Below are 17,088 nucleotides of genomic sequence, written 5' to 3'. Positions count from 1 at the left end.
TTCACGCCGCGTCAGTCAAATCGGGTAATTCAGCGGCCGGCTCGAGGGCCAGGCCGAACTGGCGGGCCAGATGGCCCAGCAGCACCGGCGTGACGGCCGCCATGCCGGACGGTCCCCCCAAGTCTACCACCGAGGTCACCTGCAGCCCTTGATAGCCACAGGGGTTGATCCGGCGGAACGGTTCCAGGTCCATGGCCACATTGAAGGACAGGCCATGGAAGGTACAGCCGCGGCGGACGCGGATGCCCAGGGCGGCGACCTTGGCCCCGCCCACGTAGACCCCGGGCGCGCCCTCCAGGCGCTCGGCGCCGATGTTCCACTCGCCGAGGGTGTCGATGATGGCCTGCTCGATGCGGCAGACGTAGTCGCGCACGCCGATCCCGAGCCGCCGCAGCTGCAGCAGCGGGTAGATCACCAGCTGGCCGGGGCCGTGGTAGGTCACCTGACCGCCACGGTCGACATGCAGAACGGGAATATCGCCGGGGGCGAGCACGTGCTCGTCCTTGCCGGCCTGGCCCAGGGTGAACACCGGGTCGTGCTCGACCACCCACAGCTCGTCGGGGGTGTCCTCGGTGCGGGCATCGGTGAAGCGCTGCATCGCGTGCCAGACCGGGGCATAGGGCTGGCGGCCGAGGTCGCGCACAATGGCCGGTTGCGGCGCCCGGTTACCCGGGGCCGCAGCGGCGGCGCAGCTGGTTACAGCGTCCACTTCACTTCCGGGTGGTCGCGCAGGGCGTTGTGGGCGGCGTCGTACTGGTCGCGGTTATCCGCCTTGAACACCAGCCGCACCGACACATACTTGCCGTTGGACGAGTGTTTCCAGCTGATGCGCTCGCTCAGCACATCCACGCCGGCCAGCTCGAGCAGGCGCGGCAGTTCGCGTTCCAGGTCCTTGCCGGCCGCGCCCATGGCGCTGAGTTCGAACTGGCCGGGAAACTGGAAGCCGTGGTCGGGGTTGTCAGACTTGATCTCCATGACCGGGATTATGGGGATGCCTGCGCCCGAACCCAAGCGCTGCTTGATCGTGCGCACAGCGGCGCCGAACGGCCCGTGAAAACGTCTGTATCGCCACTGATACGCAGCAGTGCGTGCGCAGTGCTGTTCACGACATCACGCTCTGATTACGCTGTGCCGGCTTAAGAAAGAATAAATCCCCGTCTGGTATCCCATGTCTCTGAAGCCCTTTGCGCTGCCGGCCGCACTCGCCGGCGTCCTGGCCCTGGCCGCGCCTGCCGCCCACGCCGCCACTCAATGCGGGCCCGATGCGATGCGCGAGCACCCGCCGCAGGTCAATTTCCGCGTCGACAACGACCTCTTCGGTGGCAAGGACCAGGACCAGGGCTATACCAACGGCGCCCAGATCACCTTCGTCTCGCCGAATCTGGTCGATTACACCGATGACCCGTGCCTGCCGCGCCTGGCGCGCTGGGTCAACAGCCACCTGGAGCGGCTGCATCCGGGCGAGTACGAACAGCAGAACATGATCTTCAGCCTGGCCCAGGGCATCTTCACCCCCACCGATTTCACCCGGAAGGACCTGATCGAGGACGACCGGCCGTATGCGGGCGTGCTGATCGGCAGCTTCGGTTACAACGCGCGTCGCGGCGACCGGTTGCAGACCACGCAGCTGGCGTTGGGCGTGGTGGGGCCGTGGGCCCAGGGCAAGGAAGTCCAGAACGCGGTGCACGAGCTGCTGGGCGATGAGAAGTTCCAGGGTTGGGACAACCAGCTGCACAACGAGCCGGTGATCATGCTCACGCACGAGCGGATGCGGCGGTGGCCGGCCGACGCCAGTGAGAACCTGGGCGGCTGGGGCTGGGATGCGATCAGCCACTACGGTGGCGCGGTGGGCAATCTGGCCACGCACCTCAATGCCGGTGGCGAGGTGCGCTTTGGTTGGAAGTTGCCGGACGATTTCGGCAGCACGCCGCTGCGCCCGGCCGGTGAGAACACTGCGCCGACGCGCGGCGGCAAGCCGAGCGGCTGGTCGTGGCATCTGTTCGCCACCACGGATGCGGCGTGGGTGATCCGCGATATCACGCTGGACGGCAATACCTTCCGCAACAGCCACAGCGTGGACAAGCGCCACGTGGTGGGGACGGCCGGTTACGGGCTGGCGGTGATGCGCGGTCGCTGGAAGTTCGCGCTGGCCCGTTACCACAGCACGCGCGAGTTCGATGGGCAGCGTGAGGCGCCGGTGTTCGGCAGCTTCACGATCAGCCGCTCGCTGTAAGCGAGCGACTGATCGTGAAGCGGGTAGCTGCCGACCGTTGGTCGGCACCCCGTGACCCCAGCCCGGTGTGCCAGGAGCCGGCCAGCGGCCGGCACTACCCGGATCCGCACCGGTTCACCTGGTAGGTGCCGACCGTTGGTCGGCTCATCGCCCACCCCAAAAAAAGACCGGCTTTCGCCGGTCTTTTTTCAGTGCGGTCGAACCGGATTACTCCGATTCCCACCACATCCAGAAGCTGTCCCACAGGCGCTTGAAGAAGCCGGCTTCTTCCACGGCGGCCACGGCCACCAGCGGGGCCTGGGCGACGACCTGGTTGTCCAGCATCACCTTCAGGGTGCCAACCTGCTGGCCGGCGGTGAACGGCGCTTCGAGGGTCTTGGGCACATCGATGCTCGGCTTGAGATCGTTGTAGCGGCCGCGCGGGACGCTGACCAGCATCGGCTGGGCCACGCCCAGCTGCAGCTTGTCGGTCTTGCCCTTCCACACCTTGTGCTCGGCCACGACCTTGCCCGGCTCGTACATGCGGTGGGTTTCGAAGAAGCGGAAGCCCCAGTTGAGCAGCGCCAGGCTGTCATCGGCGCGCTGCTTTTCCGAGCCGCCACCGAGCACCACGGCGACCAGGCGCTGGTCACCCCGCTGGGCCGAGCTCATCAGGCAGTAGCCGGCTTCGGAGGTATGGCCGGTCTTGATGCCGTCCACGCTCTGGTCGCGCCACAGCAGCAGGTTGCGGTTGGGCTGGGTGATGTTGCCGACGGTGAATTCCTTCACCTTGTTGTAGGCGTAGGTTTCCGGATAGTCACGCACCATCGCGCGGCCCAGCAGGGCCAGGTCGTACGCGGTGGTGTGGTGGCCCGGGGCGCTCAGGCCGTGGGCGTTGACGAAGTGGGAATCCTTCATGCCGATCTTGGCGGCGTAGCTGTTCATCAGCGAGGCGAAGGCCTCTTCGCTGCCGGCCACGTGTTCGGCCAGGGCGATCGCGGCATCGTTGCCGGACTGGATCGCCATGCCCTTTTCCATGTCTTCCAGGCGTGCGGTCTGGTTGACCGGGAAGCCGCTGTAGCTGCCGTCGGTGCCGGCGCCGCCCTCGCGCCAGGCGCGCTCGCTCATCATCACCTGGTCGTCGGTGCGGACCTTGCCGTTCTTGACCTCGGCGGCCACGACATACGACGTCATCACCTTGGTGATGCTGGCCGGGGCCAGTTGTTCGTGCACGTTTTCACCGGCCAGGACCTGCCCGGTGGCGTAATCCATCAGGATCCAGGCCTTGGAGACGCTGGGCTTGGGGGCCGGCGGGGTCGCCACGGTGGCCGGAGCGGCGGCGGCGGGAGCAGGCGCCGGTGCCGGGGTCGGCGCAGGGGTCTGGGCGGAAACCATGCCCACGAACAGGGTCGTGGCCATGGCAGCGGCGGCAAAGCGGAATTTCATCGGACAGCAAGCTCCTGGAGGGCGCCAAGGGGTGGATGAGGGATAACGGGCATTGTAGGCCCAAGGAGCGGCGGCACGCGCTGGCGTGCCGCGGGCAGTGGAAGGCTCAGTCCTTCACGATCTGCGGCGCCCCGAAGCCCAGACCGGCAATCCGGCCGGCAAGTTCCGAGGCGCTGGCATGGTCGGGGGCCGGCACGCGCAGGCGCCACAGGGTGCGCCCGCCACTGACGATGTCGCTGATGCTGGCCCCGGCGATGCCCGCCGAGGACAGCTGGCCGAGCGCGCGGGTGGCGTTGTCACGGCTGGCGAAGCTGGCGACCTGCAGCAGCACGCTGCCGAGCACCTGCTGGGAAAGCGTTGCACCGGGGGCCGGTGCCGGACGCGCCGCGGGTGCGGCGGCGGGCAATGCGGCCACCGCCACCGGCGCACTGTTGACGCTGGCAGCCTGGGTGGTGGCGGGCTTGCCGGTGGCAACGCGCACACCGTTGTCGCGCATCCAGTGATCAAAGTTGTCGGCGTTGCCCGGCTTGGCCGAATCGGCCACGCGGTAGCGGTACTTCTCGCCGGCCGGTTTGGCGGCGGCGGTCGCCGTGGCGGCCGGCAGCTTGCCGACCAGCGCATCCATCTCGCTGGCACTGCGCACGGCAGCGGCGGGCGCGGAGGCGGCGGCAGCCGCAGCGGCGGCGACCTCGCGGCGCTCGCGGCGGCTGGGCTTGTCGACCATCAGGTTGTCATCCCCCGGTGCCAGCGCACGCACCTCCACGTTGCCGGTGCCGCGCTGGGTGATGCCCAGGCGCACGGCGGCCGCATAACTGAGATCGACTACGCGCCCATCGTGGAACGGGCCGCGATCGTTGACGCGCACGATCACCGATTCGCCGTTGTCCAGGTTGGTCACCCGGGCAAAGCTCGGCAGCGGCAGTGTCTTGTGCGCGGCGGTGAAGGCGTACATGTCGTACACCTCGCGGTTGGAAGTCAGGCGGCCGTGGAACTTGGCGCCATAGTAGGAAGCAGTGCCCTTCTCGGCGTAGCCGCGGGTCTTGTCCATCACCTGGTACTGCTTGCCCAGCACGACGTACGGCGATTTGTTGCCAATCGGCGAGCGCGGCAGATCGACCACTTCCGGCTCGGGGATGCAGGCCACGTTCGGGATGTAGGTGGGGGTGCTGTCATTCACGCCCGGCTTGTACAGACCGCCGGCGCGGTAATCGCCGCGCGTGCTGGGATCTTCAGCAGCCGCCTTGTAGGGAGAGCCTTCCGGGCAATGCGCCGGACGCCCGCCCTTGCCCTGCACCACCGCGGCGGACGGCTTGCTGCTGCCGGCGCTGCTGGCACCGGGTTTCTTCGGCGCACTGCTGCAGGCGGCCAGTGCCAGTATCAACAGACCCGGGATCAGCCATCTGGAGCGTGCGATCGTGTTCATGCCGGCGGCAACTCCTGTCCAGCAATGGCCTGGGACAGCTGGTACACGGCCATCGCATACATTTTCGAGAGGTTGTAGCGGGTAATGGCGTAGTAGTTCTGGAAGCCCAGCCAGTACTGCTTGCCGGTGCTGCCTTCCAGGGTGATCGGGGTGGCGGTCAGGCCCGCGGCGACCGGCACGCTGGGCTGGTACCCCCGCTGGGCCAGCTGCGACAGCGTCCAGGTCGGCGCCCATTCGGTCGGATTGAATTCCTCGCGACCGGCCTGCAGTGTGGCCGGCACGGCCACCGGGCCACCACGGACCCAACCGCCCTTCTTGACGAAGTAATTGGCGATCGACGAGAACACGTCGTCGTAGCTGTTGAACAGATCGCGGCGGCCATCGCCGTTGCCGTCCACCGCATAGTCCAGATAGCTGGAGGGCATGAACTGGCCCATGCCCATCGCGCCGGCGTAGCTGCCCTTGATCGCGGTGATGTCCAGCTTTTCATCGCGGGTCAGCGCGAACAGGCGCGAGAGCTCGTCGCGGAAGAACAGCTCGCGGCGCACTTCACGTTCAAGCTTGGCCGGGTCGCCGCTGCGCGGGTACTTGAAGGCCAGTGTGTACAGCGCATCGAGCACGCGGTAGTTGCCGGTATTGCCGCCGTAGCTGGTTTCCACGCCGATGATCGCCACGATCACCTCTGCCGGGACGCCGGTGCGCTGCTGCACGCGCATCAACTCATCGCGGTGCTGGGCGAGGAATTTCTTTCCGCCCTCGATCCGCGCCTGGCTGATGAACATCGGCCGGTACTCGTTCCACGGTTTGACCCGCTCGGCCGGGCGCGACATCGCGGCGATGATCGGATCACGGATCTGCGCCTGGGCCAGTGTCGCCTCGATCTGCGCGGCCGGAATGCCGTAACGGGCGGCGGTATCGCGCACGAAGTTGGCGCGGGCCACCTCGAAGGGCACCGGGGTCAGATCCACCGGGGCGGCGTTGGCTCCGGCTGCCTCCGGGGCAGCTTCGGCCGGACCCTTGCTGCCCGGGGCCGGCGTGACGGGAACACCCGAGGCCTGCGGCGTCGGTGAAGGAGTCTGCGGCTGGGTCGCACAAGCGACCAAACCGAGCGTGAGCATGCAGGCCAGGGAGCGTCGAATCATCGCGGCAGGTTAGCAGGTCATGGATGAATTAAAACCCCTAAGACCATGAATCTCAACGGATTGCCCGAGTTTCTCCACGGCCGTTAAGGCCGTGTGTAGACAGGCGCATGACCTGCGCCCATTCATGTATTGCTGCAGGGGGCGCCACGATCGCGGCGGTACCGGTGTGCGGCACGGCCCGCCACCAAACGGCCGGGGCAGCCCAGCAAGGGCTGCCTCGCAACGCACGTCTCACTTTTGGAGGTTGGTAGGGACGCCACAAGAGGTTCGCCGGTTGCGTCCCCATCCCCGCAGACGCAACCGGCCAAACCGGACCTGATCGGCAGCGGCGCGGCGCGCATCTCCCCAGCGCGCGCTTCGCCCCTCTGCCTGTGAGGTCAACTACTCCCCGCCAGACTCCCCCTCCGCGATGCTTGGCTCAGCGCGTCGTTGTTGGCGGGCCGCCATTGTGCAGGCCGTTTACGACAAGTCCATTGATCGAGATCAAGTCACTTCATATCTGTGCGCCACTTCTCACTTTTGCCCGCGCGCGTTGACAACGTGTGCACCTGAAACCGTTTCCCCATGGGTGCCCGCGCAGCGGCTGCGCAAACTCGCTCATGTGGCGTGCACCGGCTGGTGCTGTCGTGCGGCCATGACCAGCCCGAAACTGGCCAGCAGCGAGACCGCCGAGGTGCCGCCATAGCTGATCAGCGGCATCGGCACGCCCACCACCGGCAGCAGGCCGGAGATCATGCCGCCGTTGACCAGCACATAGACGAAGAACACCAGGCCGGTGGTGCCCACCAACAGGCGCGAGTAGCCACAGCGCGATTGGCTGGCGATCCACAGGCAGCGCGCGGTGACGAACAGGAACAGGCTGAGCACCACCGCCACGCCGACCCAGCCGAACTCCTCGGCCAGCACCGAGAAGGCGAAGTCGGTGGTGTACTCGGGCAGGAAATCCAGCGTGGCCTGGGTCCCCTGCCCCCAGCCTTTGCCGTGCATGCCGCCCGAGCCGATCGCGATCTTGGACTGGATGATGTTCCAGCCGGTGCCCAGCGGATCGTTCTCCGGGTACAGGAAGGTCAGCACGCGATCCTTCTGGTACTGGCGCAGCAGCCCGAACCAGGCCAGCGGCGCAGCAACCGACAGCCCGCCCAGGGCCACGGCCATCCACCACCAGCGCAGACCCGCCAACAGCAGCGCGAACACCCCGCTGGCGGTCACCAGCGTGGCCGTGCCGAGGTTGGGCTGCAGCAGGATCAGCACGGCGGGGCCACCGATCAGCACCGCGGCGGTGAGCACCGCACGCGGCCGCGGCGGCAACGGCTGTTTGTGCAGATACCAGGCCATCATCATCGGCAGGCTCAGCTTGAGCAGCTCGGAGGGCTGCAGGTAGAACACGCCCAGGTTCAACCAGCGCTGGCCGTATTTGCCGGTGCCCACCACATACACCGCCAGCAGCGGCAGCAGGGACAGGGTGTAGATCCACGGCGACCACGCGCGCAGTTCCACCACCGGCAGCCGCGACAGCCCCCACAGGGCGGCAAGCCCGGCGCCGTAGCGCATCGCCTGCGCATGCACGGGCCCGTCCACGCTGTGCAGCACGGCCAGGCCGGCCACCATCAGCAGGCACAAGGCGCCCAGCAGCGGCAGGTCCAGCGTGCGGAAGAAGAAATGGAACACGGCGCGTGCGCGCTGCAGTAGTTCGACCATGCGGACGACTCCTGTGGATGACGCGACGCACAGCAGGAGGCGACACGGCGAACAGAAAGCGGACCCGCGATGCGGGCCGGCGCGAGCGCAGGACCGTAACACGCGTGGGCACCCCAATCCTTAGCCGACACGTACCGCCGGTGCGCGGCGTACGCATCGCGCGCACTCAGCCGTAGCCGCCGTGCACCGGATTGTGGCGACGCACGGCCATCACCAGGCCGAAGCCGGCCAGCAGCGATACCGCCGAGGTGCCGCCGTAACTAATCAAGGGCATCGGCACGCCCACCACCGGCAACAAACCGGAAATCATGCCGCCGTTGACCAGCACGTAGACGAAGAACGCCAGCCCGGTCGCGCCGGCCAGCAGCCGTGAATAGGTATCGCGCGACTGCGAGGCGATCCACAGGCAGCGCCCGATCACCACCAGGTACAGGGCGAGCACGATGGCCACGCCGATCCAGCCGAACTCTTCACTGAGCACGGAGAAGGCGAAGTCGGTGGTCTGTTCGGGAATGAAGTTCAGGTGCGACTGCGAGCCCTGGCCCCAGCCCTTGCCATCGAAGCCGCCCGAGCCGATCGCGATCTTGGACTGGATGATGTTCCAGCCCGCACCGAGCGCATCGCTCTCCGGGTCCATGAACATCATGATGCGGTCCTTCTGGTACGGGCGCAGCAGCCAGAACCAGGCCACCGGCGCGGCCGCGGCGACCCCGCCGACCGCCACGCCCACCCACCACCACGGCAGCCCGGCCAGCAGCAGCACGAACGCGCCACTGGCGGCGATCAGCACGCCGGTGCCGAAATCCGGCTGAAGCATCACCAGTCCGGTCGGCACGCCGATGATCACCGCACTGGTCAGCACCGTGGAGAAACGTGGCGGCAGCGGCATGCGATGCAGGTACCAGGCCACCATCATCGGCAGGCTGACCTTGAGCAGCTCGGCCGGCTGCAGGTAGAACAGCTTCAGATCCAGCCACTGCCGGCCGTACTTGCCGGTGCCCAGCACGAACACGGCCAGCAGCGGAATCATCGACACCGCGTAGATCAGGGGCGTGGCCGAGCGGATGCGCAGGATCGAGACCCGCGAAATCGCCCACATCGCGGCCAGGCCGACCGCGAAACGCGCGCCCTGCGCGAACACCAGGCCGTCGCCACCGGCGCTCTTGAGCACCGCCAGGCCGATCAGCATCAGCGCGCCCAATGCCAGGCAAAGCACCCAGTCCAGCGAGCTGCTGAAGCGGACGGCCATATCGACCGCCCAGCGCAGGAAGACCTTCATCGTGGCCGCTCCGGTGCGGTCGGGGGCGCGGTGGCACTGGGCACGGGCGCGCCGGGTTCCGGCGCAGGCGCAGGCACGCCCACCACGACCGGCAGCAGCTCCAGCGCAGCGACGGCGGCATCGCCGGCCTCGCGGGCCGCGCCATCACCACCATCGAAGGCGGTGATGCCGATCGCGGTCGTGCCGCGCTCGCTGTCCAGCGGTTCCAGGCCGTCGGGCATCTTGCCGAGCAGCCAGGCATCGAAAATCTTGCGTGCGATCGGTGCCGCCGCCGAGCCGCCGTAACCACCGCCCTCGACCGCGATCGCCACCGCTATGACCGGGTTGTCGGCCGGCGCGAAGCCCACGAACAGTGCGCGGTGGCGCAGGTGCAGTGGCAGGCTGCGCGGGTTGACCGCGGCCGTGCCACGGCGGCTGATCACCTGCGCGGTACCGGTCTTGCCGGCCATCACATACGGCGCGCCTGCGGCCGCACGCGCGCCACTGCCGCCCGGCTGCATGGTGCCCATCATGCCCTCGCGCACCGCCTGCAGATTGCTCGGCGTGGGGCTGATCGGCTTGCTTTCGCCCGGCGGCGTTGCGGTCCAGTCCGCGTCGAAGCCGGCCCGCTGCTGCATCACCAGGTGCGGCTGGCGCAGCTGGCCATCAGCGATCCCGGCCACGCCATGCACCAGCTGCAGCGGAGTGACCTTCCAGTCGCCCTGGCCGATGCTGACGTTGACCGTGTCGCCGGGATACCAGCGTTCTTTTCTCGATTTGTACTTGGCCGCCGGCGAAGGCAGGATGCCGCCGATCTCGCCGGTCAGGTCGATGCCGGTCGGCGCACCGAACCCGTAATAGCCCATGTAGTGGTCGAAGCGTTCGATGCCCAGATCCAGCGCGAGCTTGTAGTAGTACGTGTTGACCGACTGGGTGATCGACTTGCGCAGATCGGTCCAGCCATGGCCGCCACGGTTGGCATCGCCCCAGCCGCGCGAGGTGCCCGGCAGATAGAACATGCCGGTGGAGAGGATCTTGTCCTCCGGCCGGCGCACGCCACTGTCCAGCCCGGCCAGGCCGATCAACGGTTTGATCGTGGAGCCCGGCGCGACGCCGCCCAGCACCAGGCGGTTGAACTGCGGCCGCGACGGGTTGTCGTTGAGCGCCTTGAAATCGGCGTGCGAGATGCCATTGACGAACAGGTTGGGGTCGTACGAGGGCAGGCTGACCATCGCCAGCACCTCGCCGGTGCGCGGGTCCATCGCCACCGCTGCGCCTTCGAACTCGCCGAAGGCGGCGACCATCGCGCGCTGCAGATCGGCGTCGATGGACAGCCGCAGATCGCTGCCGGACTGCGCCGCGACCCGGCCGATGGTGCGGATCGCGCGGCCCTGCACATTGGTCTCGACCTGCTCGTAACCGACCTTGCCGCGCAGCTGCTGCTCGTAATAGCGCTCCAGCCCGGACTTGCCGATGTGGGTCAGTGCGGCATTGCCCTCGCCCAGCATCTCCAGGTCTTTGTCATCCACCCGGCCGACGTAGCCAATGATGTGCGCGAACAGATCGCCATACGGATAGCGACGGGTCAGGTACGGCTCCAGCTCCACGCCGGGGAAGCGCCAGCGGTCCACCGCGAAGCGCGCCATCTCCTCATCGGTGACACGCAGCTTGAGCGTGACCGGCAGGAAACTACGGCGCGCCTTGCGCGACTTGTTGAAGGTCTCGATGTCTTCCGGGCTGAGCGCGAGGATCCTGGACAGGCCGGCCAGGGTGGCGTCCATGTCCTTGACCTTGTCCGGGGTGATGTCCAGGCGGAACGCCGGCACGTTCTCGGCCAGCAGCCGACCGTTGCGGTCGTAGATCATCCCGCGCCCGGGCACCACCGGCCGCGGCTTGATCCGGTTGGCCTCCGAGCGCGTGGCGTAGATGTCGTGGTCCATCACCTGCAGCTTGAAGTACCAGCCGCCCAGCCCGATCAGGCACACCAGTACGCCGAGGAAGCCCAGCGCGGCGCGGCGCCGGAACTGTTCTGCCTCGGCATGCGGATTCTTGGCCTGGCGGCGCATGTACATGTCAGCGCCCGCGTCGCCCGAAGCGCAGCGCGTCCAGCAGCACGAACACCAGCGGCCACAGCGCCATGCCCAGCAGCGGCGCCCACCAGTACGACCACGGCAGGGTCGGCTCGCCCACCACGATGTGCACCACCGCGCTGACGATGCGGTCGTTGAACAGCAGCCCGCCGATCGCCAGGATCTGCTGGGACATCGGGAAGAAGCGGATCCGCGCGCGGAAGCGCTGCAGGATGAAGGTCAGGATCACCAGCCGCAGCGCCTGCTCGCCCAGCACGCCGCCGTACAGCAGATCGGCGATCACGCCGCTGGCGAAGGCGATGCCCAGCCCGACCCGGTCCGGCGTTTCAATCACCCAGTAGGCCAGCACCAGCGCCAGCCAGTACGGCCGCAGCGGCTGCAGCAGGGCCGGCAACGGCAGCAGGCCGAGCAGCAGCGCTACCACCAGACTGACCGGCAGCACCAGGGTTTGTCGCGCAGGCGGCTCATGGCCGGTTCTCCACGGGTTCGGCCTGCCGAGCATGGCTCGGCACTACCGTGGATTCGGCTGCGGCACGGCGCGGAACGGTCACCGGTACCGGTGCGGCCGGACCGGGCCGGTTGGCCTGTGGTGCATTGGCGGGCGCCGCCGCAGGTGCCGTCGTGGCCGGGGATGACCCCGCCGGGGTGGTACTGGCCGGCGCGGCGGTGCCGGCCGGCGTGCCCTCCTGCAGCGGCGCAGCGGCCGGTCCACCGGCTTCGCTGGCATCACGGCGCAGGTTCGGCGGCAGGTGGATTGCTTCACCCGGGCGCAGCAGCAGCACGTCGCGGCCACGGTCCAGCTGGGCGGCCGGCTTCAGTTCGCCGACCAGGAAGGCATGGGTGTCATCCGGACGCAGGGCGGTGATGCTGCCGACCGGGAAGCCGGCCGGGAAACGACCGCCCAGTCCGGAGGTGACGATCTCATCGCCGACTTCCACCCCGGCACTGAGCGGGATGTCACGCAGTTCCAGCTTGTCGCCGCGGCCGTAGACGATCAGCCGCACGCCGTTGCGGGCAACGGTCACCGGCACGGCATGGTCGGGGTCGGTGAGCAGCAGCACGGTCGCGCTGTTGCCGGTGGTGGCGATCACCTGGCCCATCAGGCCGCCGGCGTCGATCACCGCCTGGCCGACATGCACGCCATCGCGGGTGCCGGCCGCCAACACCAGGCGCTGGCGCACCGGGTCCAGGTCGATATCCAGGATCGGCGCGAGCTGCACATCCAGGCCACTGCGCTCGGCCACGTTGAGCAGTTCGCGCAGCTGGGCGTTGTCCAGCGCGGCGGTCTGCAGCCGGGTCAGGCGCGCATTGGCGATGAGCAGCTGGTTGCGCAGCTCGCGGTTCTCGCTGACCAGCTGGCCGTGGCTGGCCGCATTGTCCTTGACCTGGGTACCGAGCCGGCCCGGCAGGCCGGCCAGCGCCCACACCGGCTGCACCAGCACGTTGGCCTGCGCGCGCAGGCGCGACAGCCAGCCGGCCTGGTCATCGAGCACGATCAGGGTGATGGCCAGGGCCAGGTAAGCGAGCAGGCGCAGCGGACTGGCGGCATCGCCCTGGCGGGAGGCTACGGGAGGACCGGCGTAAGGCGGCACAGGCGTCGACTGGGAAAAGTGTGGGTGAAGCGCGTTGCAGCACAGCGCAGCGGGAACAGCATGCGAGAACGCCCCGGCGAGGCGATGCCGGTGAGCGGGGCTCACCGGCATCACGCCGCAGAGGCGCGTCCACGATACACGGCCGGTACGGCTTACTCCGGCGCAAAGAACTCGTTGCCGTGCATGTCCACCAGCTCCAGCGCACGACCGCCACCGCGGGCCACGCAGGTGAGCGGGTCATCGGCCACCTGCACGTGCAGGCCGGTCTCTTCGGAGATCAGGCGGTCCATGTCGCGCAGCAGGGCGCCACCACCGGTCAGCACGATGCCGCGCTCGGCGACGTCGGCACACAGTTCCGGCGGGGTCTGCTCCAGCGCCAGCTTGACCGCGCTGACGATGCCCGACAGCGGCTCGTGCAGGGCTTCCAGCACCTCGTTGGAGTTGATCTTGATCATCTTCGGCACGCCCTCGGCGAGGTTGCGGCCGGAGATTTCCATCTCGATCACTTCCGCCTGCGGGTAGGCGCAGCCCAGCTCGACCTTGATCCGTTCGGCGGTGGCTTCACCGATCAGCATGCCGTGGTTGCGGCGCACGTAGTTGGTGATCGACTCGTCGAAGCGGTCGCCACCGATGCGCACGGAGGCCGAGTAGACGATGCCGTTGAGCGAGATGACCGCCACTTCGGTGGTGCCGCCGCCGATGTCGATGACCATCGAGCCACGCGCCTCGGTGACCGGCATGCCGGCGCCGATCGCGGCAGCCATGGGCTCTTCGATCAGGAACACATCACGCGCACCGGCCTCCTCGGCCGATTCCTGATGGCGCGGCGCTCGACCTGGGTCGAGCCGGCCGGCACGCAGACCAGCACGCGCGGGCTCGGGCGCAGGAAGCGCGACTTGTGGACCTTCTTGATGAAGTGCTTGAGCATCGCCTCGGTGTAGGTGAAGTCGGCGATGACGCCGTCCTTCATCGGGCGGATGGTGGTGATATGGCCCGGGGTACGGCCCAGCATCTGCTTGGCTTCGGCGCCTACGGCAGCCACGGAACGGGTACCACCGATGGCCCGGTCCTGGCGCACGGCCACGACCGACGGCTCGTTCAGCACGATCCCCTGCCCACGCACGTAGATGAGGGTGTTGGCCGTGCCCAGGTCGATGGACAGGTCATTGGAGAACATGCCACGCAGTTTCTTGAACATCTGGGAGTTGATCCTGAGGGGTGTCGCGCCCAACGCGGGATGGCGAAAAAATGGGCAGAATTCGAGGCCGACAAGCCTAGCAATCCCCCTGTGCGCGAGCAAGGACAAATCTGGCCGAAAGCCAGCCTTCACGGCCATTCAGGCCAATCCGGACAGCCCGGGTTCTGGCCCAAAGCCGCCTCACCCGTTAACCTTTGCGCCGCAGGGCGCCGCAGGGCGCCGTTTCGTTGCCCGCCCGACGGGCCTCAAACCCCCTTCCGCATAGGCCTTACTCGATGTCCGCTTTGATCTGTGGTTCTCTTGCCTTCGACACCATCATGGTGTTTCCGGACCAGTTCAAGAATCACATCCTGCCGGACAAGGTGCACATCCTGAATGTGTCGTTCCTGGTGCCGCGCATGCGTCGTGAATTCGGCGGGTGCGCCGGCAACATCGCCTACAACCTGTACCTGCTGGGCGGCGAACCGATCCCGATGGGCACCGTGGCTCGGACTTCGGCCCGTACCGGGAGTACTTCCAGGGCCTGGGCATCGACCTGAGCCGGGTCAAGGTGATCGATGAGCTGTTCACCCCGCAGGCGTTCATCACCACCGACCACGACAACAACCAGATCACCGCCTTCCACCCGGGCGCGATGATGCGCTCCTACGAGAACCACGTGAAGGATGTGCCGGGCGTGACCCTGGGCCTGGTCGGCCCGGACGGGCGCGAGGGCATGATCCAGAATTCGCAGGAGTTCTTCGACGGCGGCGTGCCGTTCATCTTCGACCCGGGCCAGGCCATGCCGCTGTTCAACGGCCCGGAGCTGCGCACCTTCATCGAGCAGGCGACTATGTCGTGGTCAACGACTACGAGTCCAACCTGCTGCAGGAGCGCACCGGCTGGGATGAAAAGGAGATCGTGAGCCGGGTCAAGGCCTACATCACCACCCGCGGGCCGAAGGGCGCGGTCATCCACACCCCGGAAAAGACCTATGACATCCCGCCGGCGCACGAGCGCCGCGTGGTGGACCCGACCGGCTGTGGCGATGCGTTCCGGGCCGGGCTGATCTACGGCATCGAGAAGGGCTATGACTGGCTGACCATCGGCCGCATGGGCAACCTGATGGGCGCGCTGAAGGTCGAGCATCCGGGTACCCAGAAACCAGCGCTTCACCTTCGATGAGTTCAATGAGCAGTTCAAGCAGCAGTTCGGCTACGCGTTGAACGTTGATCAAGGGTAGAGCCAGGCCATGCCTGGCTGCTCTAGAGGTCCACCGCCTGCCGATCATGCGGCAGGCACTTGTCCGGCGCGATCAGGCCGAAACCCGCTTTCCTTCCCACGCCGCCAGCACCTGCCCGCAGTCGGCCAGGTGCCAGCAGGCCATGCCCGGCCAGGGGTTGTCCGGGATGTTGACCAGCAACGTTCGGGTGCCTGCGGCGCGGCCACATTCCAGGTCGAAGCGATGGTCGCCGACATCACCACCTGGGCGGGGTCGACCTGCCAACGCGCAACGAAACCGCGCAGGCCCGCCGGCGACGGCTTGGGCTCGGCTTCGTCGCGGCCGATGATGTCGTCGCGGGCAAAGACGTCGCCGATACCGATCGCCTGCAGGGTCACGTCGGCGAGTTCGCGCGCGTTGCGGGTCAGGATGCCCAGCCGGCAGCCCGCAGCATGCAGCGCGCGGACCAGCGCGACGGCGCCGGGGGCGGCCTGCGCCTCCCCGGCCAGTGCGCGTTCGTGTGCGAGCAGCCAGGCATGCTTGGCCGCAGCCTCCTGCGGCGGCAACGCGGCGAGGTGGGTCAGGATGTCGTCATCCGGCGGTATCGCGAGCTCGCGTTTGATGCGCTGGAAATCATGCACCGCGATGGTCAGCGTGCCGTCCATGTCGAACACCCAGTGACGGATCGCCGCAAGCCCGCTCACTTCCACCACTGCGGCATCCTGCTCGTATCCACGCCACCGGTTTCGAACACGGCCGTGCGCGTGCCACCGGCCTTGACCGGGAACTCGATGCTGATCACCTTGGCCTTGCGCGCCAGGTTCCACAGCGCTTTCTGGTCGGTGATGAACATCGCGATCGCCTCATCGGTGTCCGGCCGCCAGGCGGCCATCGAGACCGGCTTGCCGTCATCGACGGTCACCTTGACCTGGCATTTCGGGCAGCGGAAATCGCCGGCCTGCAGCACCAGGTAGGCATGCCGCTTCCACTCGGGATGATCGCGGAACACCAGCTGCACCGGCTTGGCGCCGCTGCCATCCACGTCCACGCGTTCCTTGCTGTAGATCTGTGCAGAGGACTGGATGCCCTTGGTGCCGATCGGGATCTGGTTTGTACTGCCACAGGGCTGCAGCCGGCGCGTTTCGCGCGCGGCCTCGGCCTTGGCCTTGACCTCGGCGTAGCCCGGTTCGATCCGCGCGGCGACATCGGTGTCCTTGTACTGGTCCAGCAGCGAGCCACCGTGGATACGGGCACGCTCCCAATCCTGCGCGGCGACGGCCATGTCGTACTGCTTGGCCACGCCTTCGGCCTTTTCTTCCTGCTGCGCCTTGGCGGCGGCCGCGGCGGCCTGCTGCGCCTGGCGTTCGGCTTCGGGGTTGCTGCAGGCGGCCAGCGCGAAGGCGCAGGCTGCTACCAGGATCAGTCGTTTCATCGCGTGCTCCGTGTTGGTCGATGGCGCACAAGGCGCCTGCGCCTACTTTATCGCCAAGCGGTGCATGCCGGCGTCGCCGCGATGGCGGCCTGCCTTACTTTGCGGTCGGCTGTCCTTCGCGCCACCAATGGGTGGACGGTGCCGGTGCACGGATATCCAGGCGTTCTCCCATGTGTGGCGCGGTCAACGGCACGCCCTGCCTGCGCCTGCGCCAGCGCGGTGATGCGCTCGAAGGGTTCGGTCCACGGGTGCAGCGCGAGGTCGAAGGTGCCGTTGTGGTCGGCATCAGCACCTTGCCGCGTACATCCAGATGGCGCCTGCAGGCTATGCTCGGGCTGCATGTGCACGTCCGGCCAATCCGCGCCGTAGGCACCGGTTTCAATCATGGTCAGGTCG

Annotated in this window: 12 protein-coding genes and 4 pseudogenes; 2 read left to right on the top strand and 14 right to left on the bottom strand. The window is 67.7% G+C overall.

The genetic code is table 11. From position 1 onward, the window contains the following. Window position 1: 1 nt before the first annotated feature. Together lipB and POS15_RS00075 are read right to left on the bottom strand one after the other, a co-directional pair. On the bottom strand, window positions 2–709 hold the full coding sequence (gene lipB / locus POS15_RS00080; protein WP_284128763.1) for a lipoyl(octanoyl) transferase LipB: 708 nt from the start codon (window positions 707–709) through the stop codon (window positions 2–4). Continuing rightward, a complete protein-coding gene (locus POS15_RS00075) occupies window positions 697–975 on the bottom strand; it encodes a DUF493 family protein (RefSeq protein WP_019186034.1) in 279 nt (92 codons plus the stop codon). Before POS15_RS00075 ends, lipB begins: the two co-directional genes overlap by 13 nt. A gap of 193 nt (window positions 976–1,168) precedes the next feature. Here POS15_RS00075 and POS15_RS00070 point away from each other — a divergent pair, with 193 nt between their 5' ends. Continuing rightward, on the top strand, window positions 1,169–2,233 hold the full coding sequence (locus POS15_RS00070; protein ID WP_284128760.1) for a lipid A deacylase LpxR family protein: 1,065 nt from the start codon (window positions 1,169–1,171) through the stop codon (window positions 2,231–2,233). Window positions 2,234–2,440: 207 nt separating this feature from the next. Here POS15_RS00070 and POS15_RS00065 read toward each other — a convergent pair whose 3' ends face one another. From POS15_RS00065 to POS15_RS00025, 9 genes and pseudogenes are all read right to left on the bottom strand, one after another. Further along, window positions 2,441–3,658, bottom strand: a complete 1,218-nt coding sequence (locus tag POS15_RS00065) for a D-alanyl-D-alanine carboxypeptidase family protein (RefSeq protein ID WP_070471949.1) — start codon at window positions 3,656–3,658, stop codon at window positions 2,441–2,443. A gap of 106 nt (window positions 3,659–3,764) precedes the next feature. After that, entirely contained in the window at window positions 3,765–5,081 is a 1,317-nt protein-coding gene (locus tag POS15_RS00060) for a septal ring lytic transglycosylase RlpA family protein (RefSeq protein WP_019186037.1), read from the bottom strand. Continuing rightward, on the bottom strand, window positions 5,078–6,223 hold the full coding sequence (gene mltB / locus POS15_RS00055; RefSeq protein WP_261997309.1) for a lytic murein transglycosylase B: 1,146 nt from the start codon (window positions 6,221–6,223) through the stop codon (window positions 5,078–5,080). Before mltB ends, POS15_RS00060 begins: the two co-directional genes overlap by 4 nt. A 597-nt stretch (window positions 6,224–6,820) precedes the next feature. After that, window positions 6,821–7,921, bottom strand: coding sequence for a rod shape-determining protein RodA (gene rodA / locus POS15_RS00050; RefSeq protein ID WP_070425955.1), 1,101 nt, complete (start codon window positions 7,919–7,921; stop codon window positions 6,821–6,823). Between the two features lie 166 nt (window positions 7,922–8,087). Next, entirely contained in the window at window positions 8,088–9,200 is a 1,113-nt protein-coding gene (gene rodA / locus POS15_RS00045; protein ID WP_019186040.1) for a rod shape-determining protein RodA, read from the bottom strand. After that, window positions 9,197–11,251 (bottom strand): penicillin-binding protein 2, encoded by a 2,055-nt coding sequence (gene mrdA / locus POS15_RS00040; RefSeq protein WP_284128759.1) that lies wholly within the window; start codon window positions 11,249–11,251, stop codon window positions 9,197–9,199. Before mrdA ends, rodA (POS15_RS00045) begins: the two co-directional genes overlap by 4 nt. A 1-nt stretch (window position 11,252) precedes the next feature. Further along, window positions 11,253–11,771, bottom strand: a complete 519-nt coding sequence (gene mreD / locus POS15_RS00035; RefSeq protein WP_284128762.1) for a rod shape-determining protein MreD — start codon at window positions 11,769–11,771, stop codon at window positions 11,253–11,255. Then, a complete protein-coding gene (gene mreC, locus POS15_RS00030) occupies window positions 11,734–12,861 on the bottom strand; it encodes a rod shape-determining protein MreC (protein WP_261997312.1) in 1,128 nt (375 codons plus the stop codon). Before mreC ends, mreD begins: the two co-directional genes overlap by 38 nt. A gap of 152 nt (window positions 12,862–13,013) precedes the next feature. Then, window positions 13,014–14,059: pseudogene (locus POS15_RS00025) on the bottom strand (rod shape-determining protein). A gap of 275 nt (window positions 14,060–14,334) precedes the next feature. Between POS15_RS00025 and POS15_RS00020 the strand changes: the two are divergent. After that, a pseudogene (locus POS15_RS00020) lies at window positions 14,335–15,281 on the top strand (carbohydrate kinase family protein). Between the two features lie 72 nt (window positions 15,282–15,353). Here POS15_RS00020 and POS15_RS00015 read toward each other — a convergent pair. The 3 genes and pseudogenes from POS15_RS00015 to POS15_RS00005 all read right to left on the bottom strand — a co-directional run. Continuing rightward, window positions 15,354–15,925, bottom strand: a pseudogene (locus tag POS15_RS00015) (HAD family hydrolase). Window positions 15,926–15,960: 35 nt separating this feature from the next. After that, window positions 15,961–16,692 carry a hypothetical protein gene (locus POS15_RS00010; protein ID WP_284128761.1) on the bottom strand — a complete coding sequence of 244 codons (732 nt, stop codon included), beginning with the start codon at window positions 16,690–16,692 and terminating at the stop codon, window positions 15,961–15,963. Window positions 16,693–16,786: 94 nt separating this feature from the next. Next, window positions 16,787–17,088: pseudogene (locus POS15_RS00005) on the bottom strand (hydrolase); the annotation flags it as partial.

The organism is Stenotrophomonas sp. BIO128-Bstrain (assembly GCF_030128875.1).
Taxonomy (GTDB): Bacteria; Pseudomonadota; Gammaproteobacteria; order Xanthomonadales; family Xanthomonadaceae; genus Stenotrophomonas; species Stenotrophomonas bentonitica_A.
Note: the sequence above shows the minus strand (reverse complement) of the source record. Positions and strands in the feature narration are given on the sequence as shown.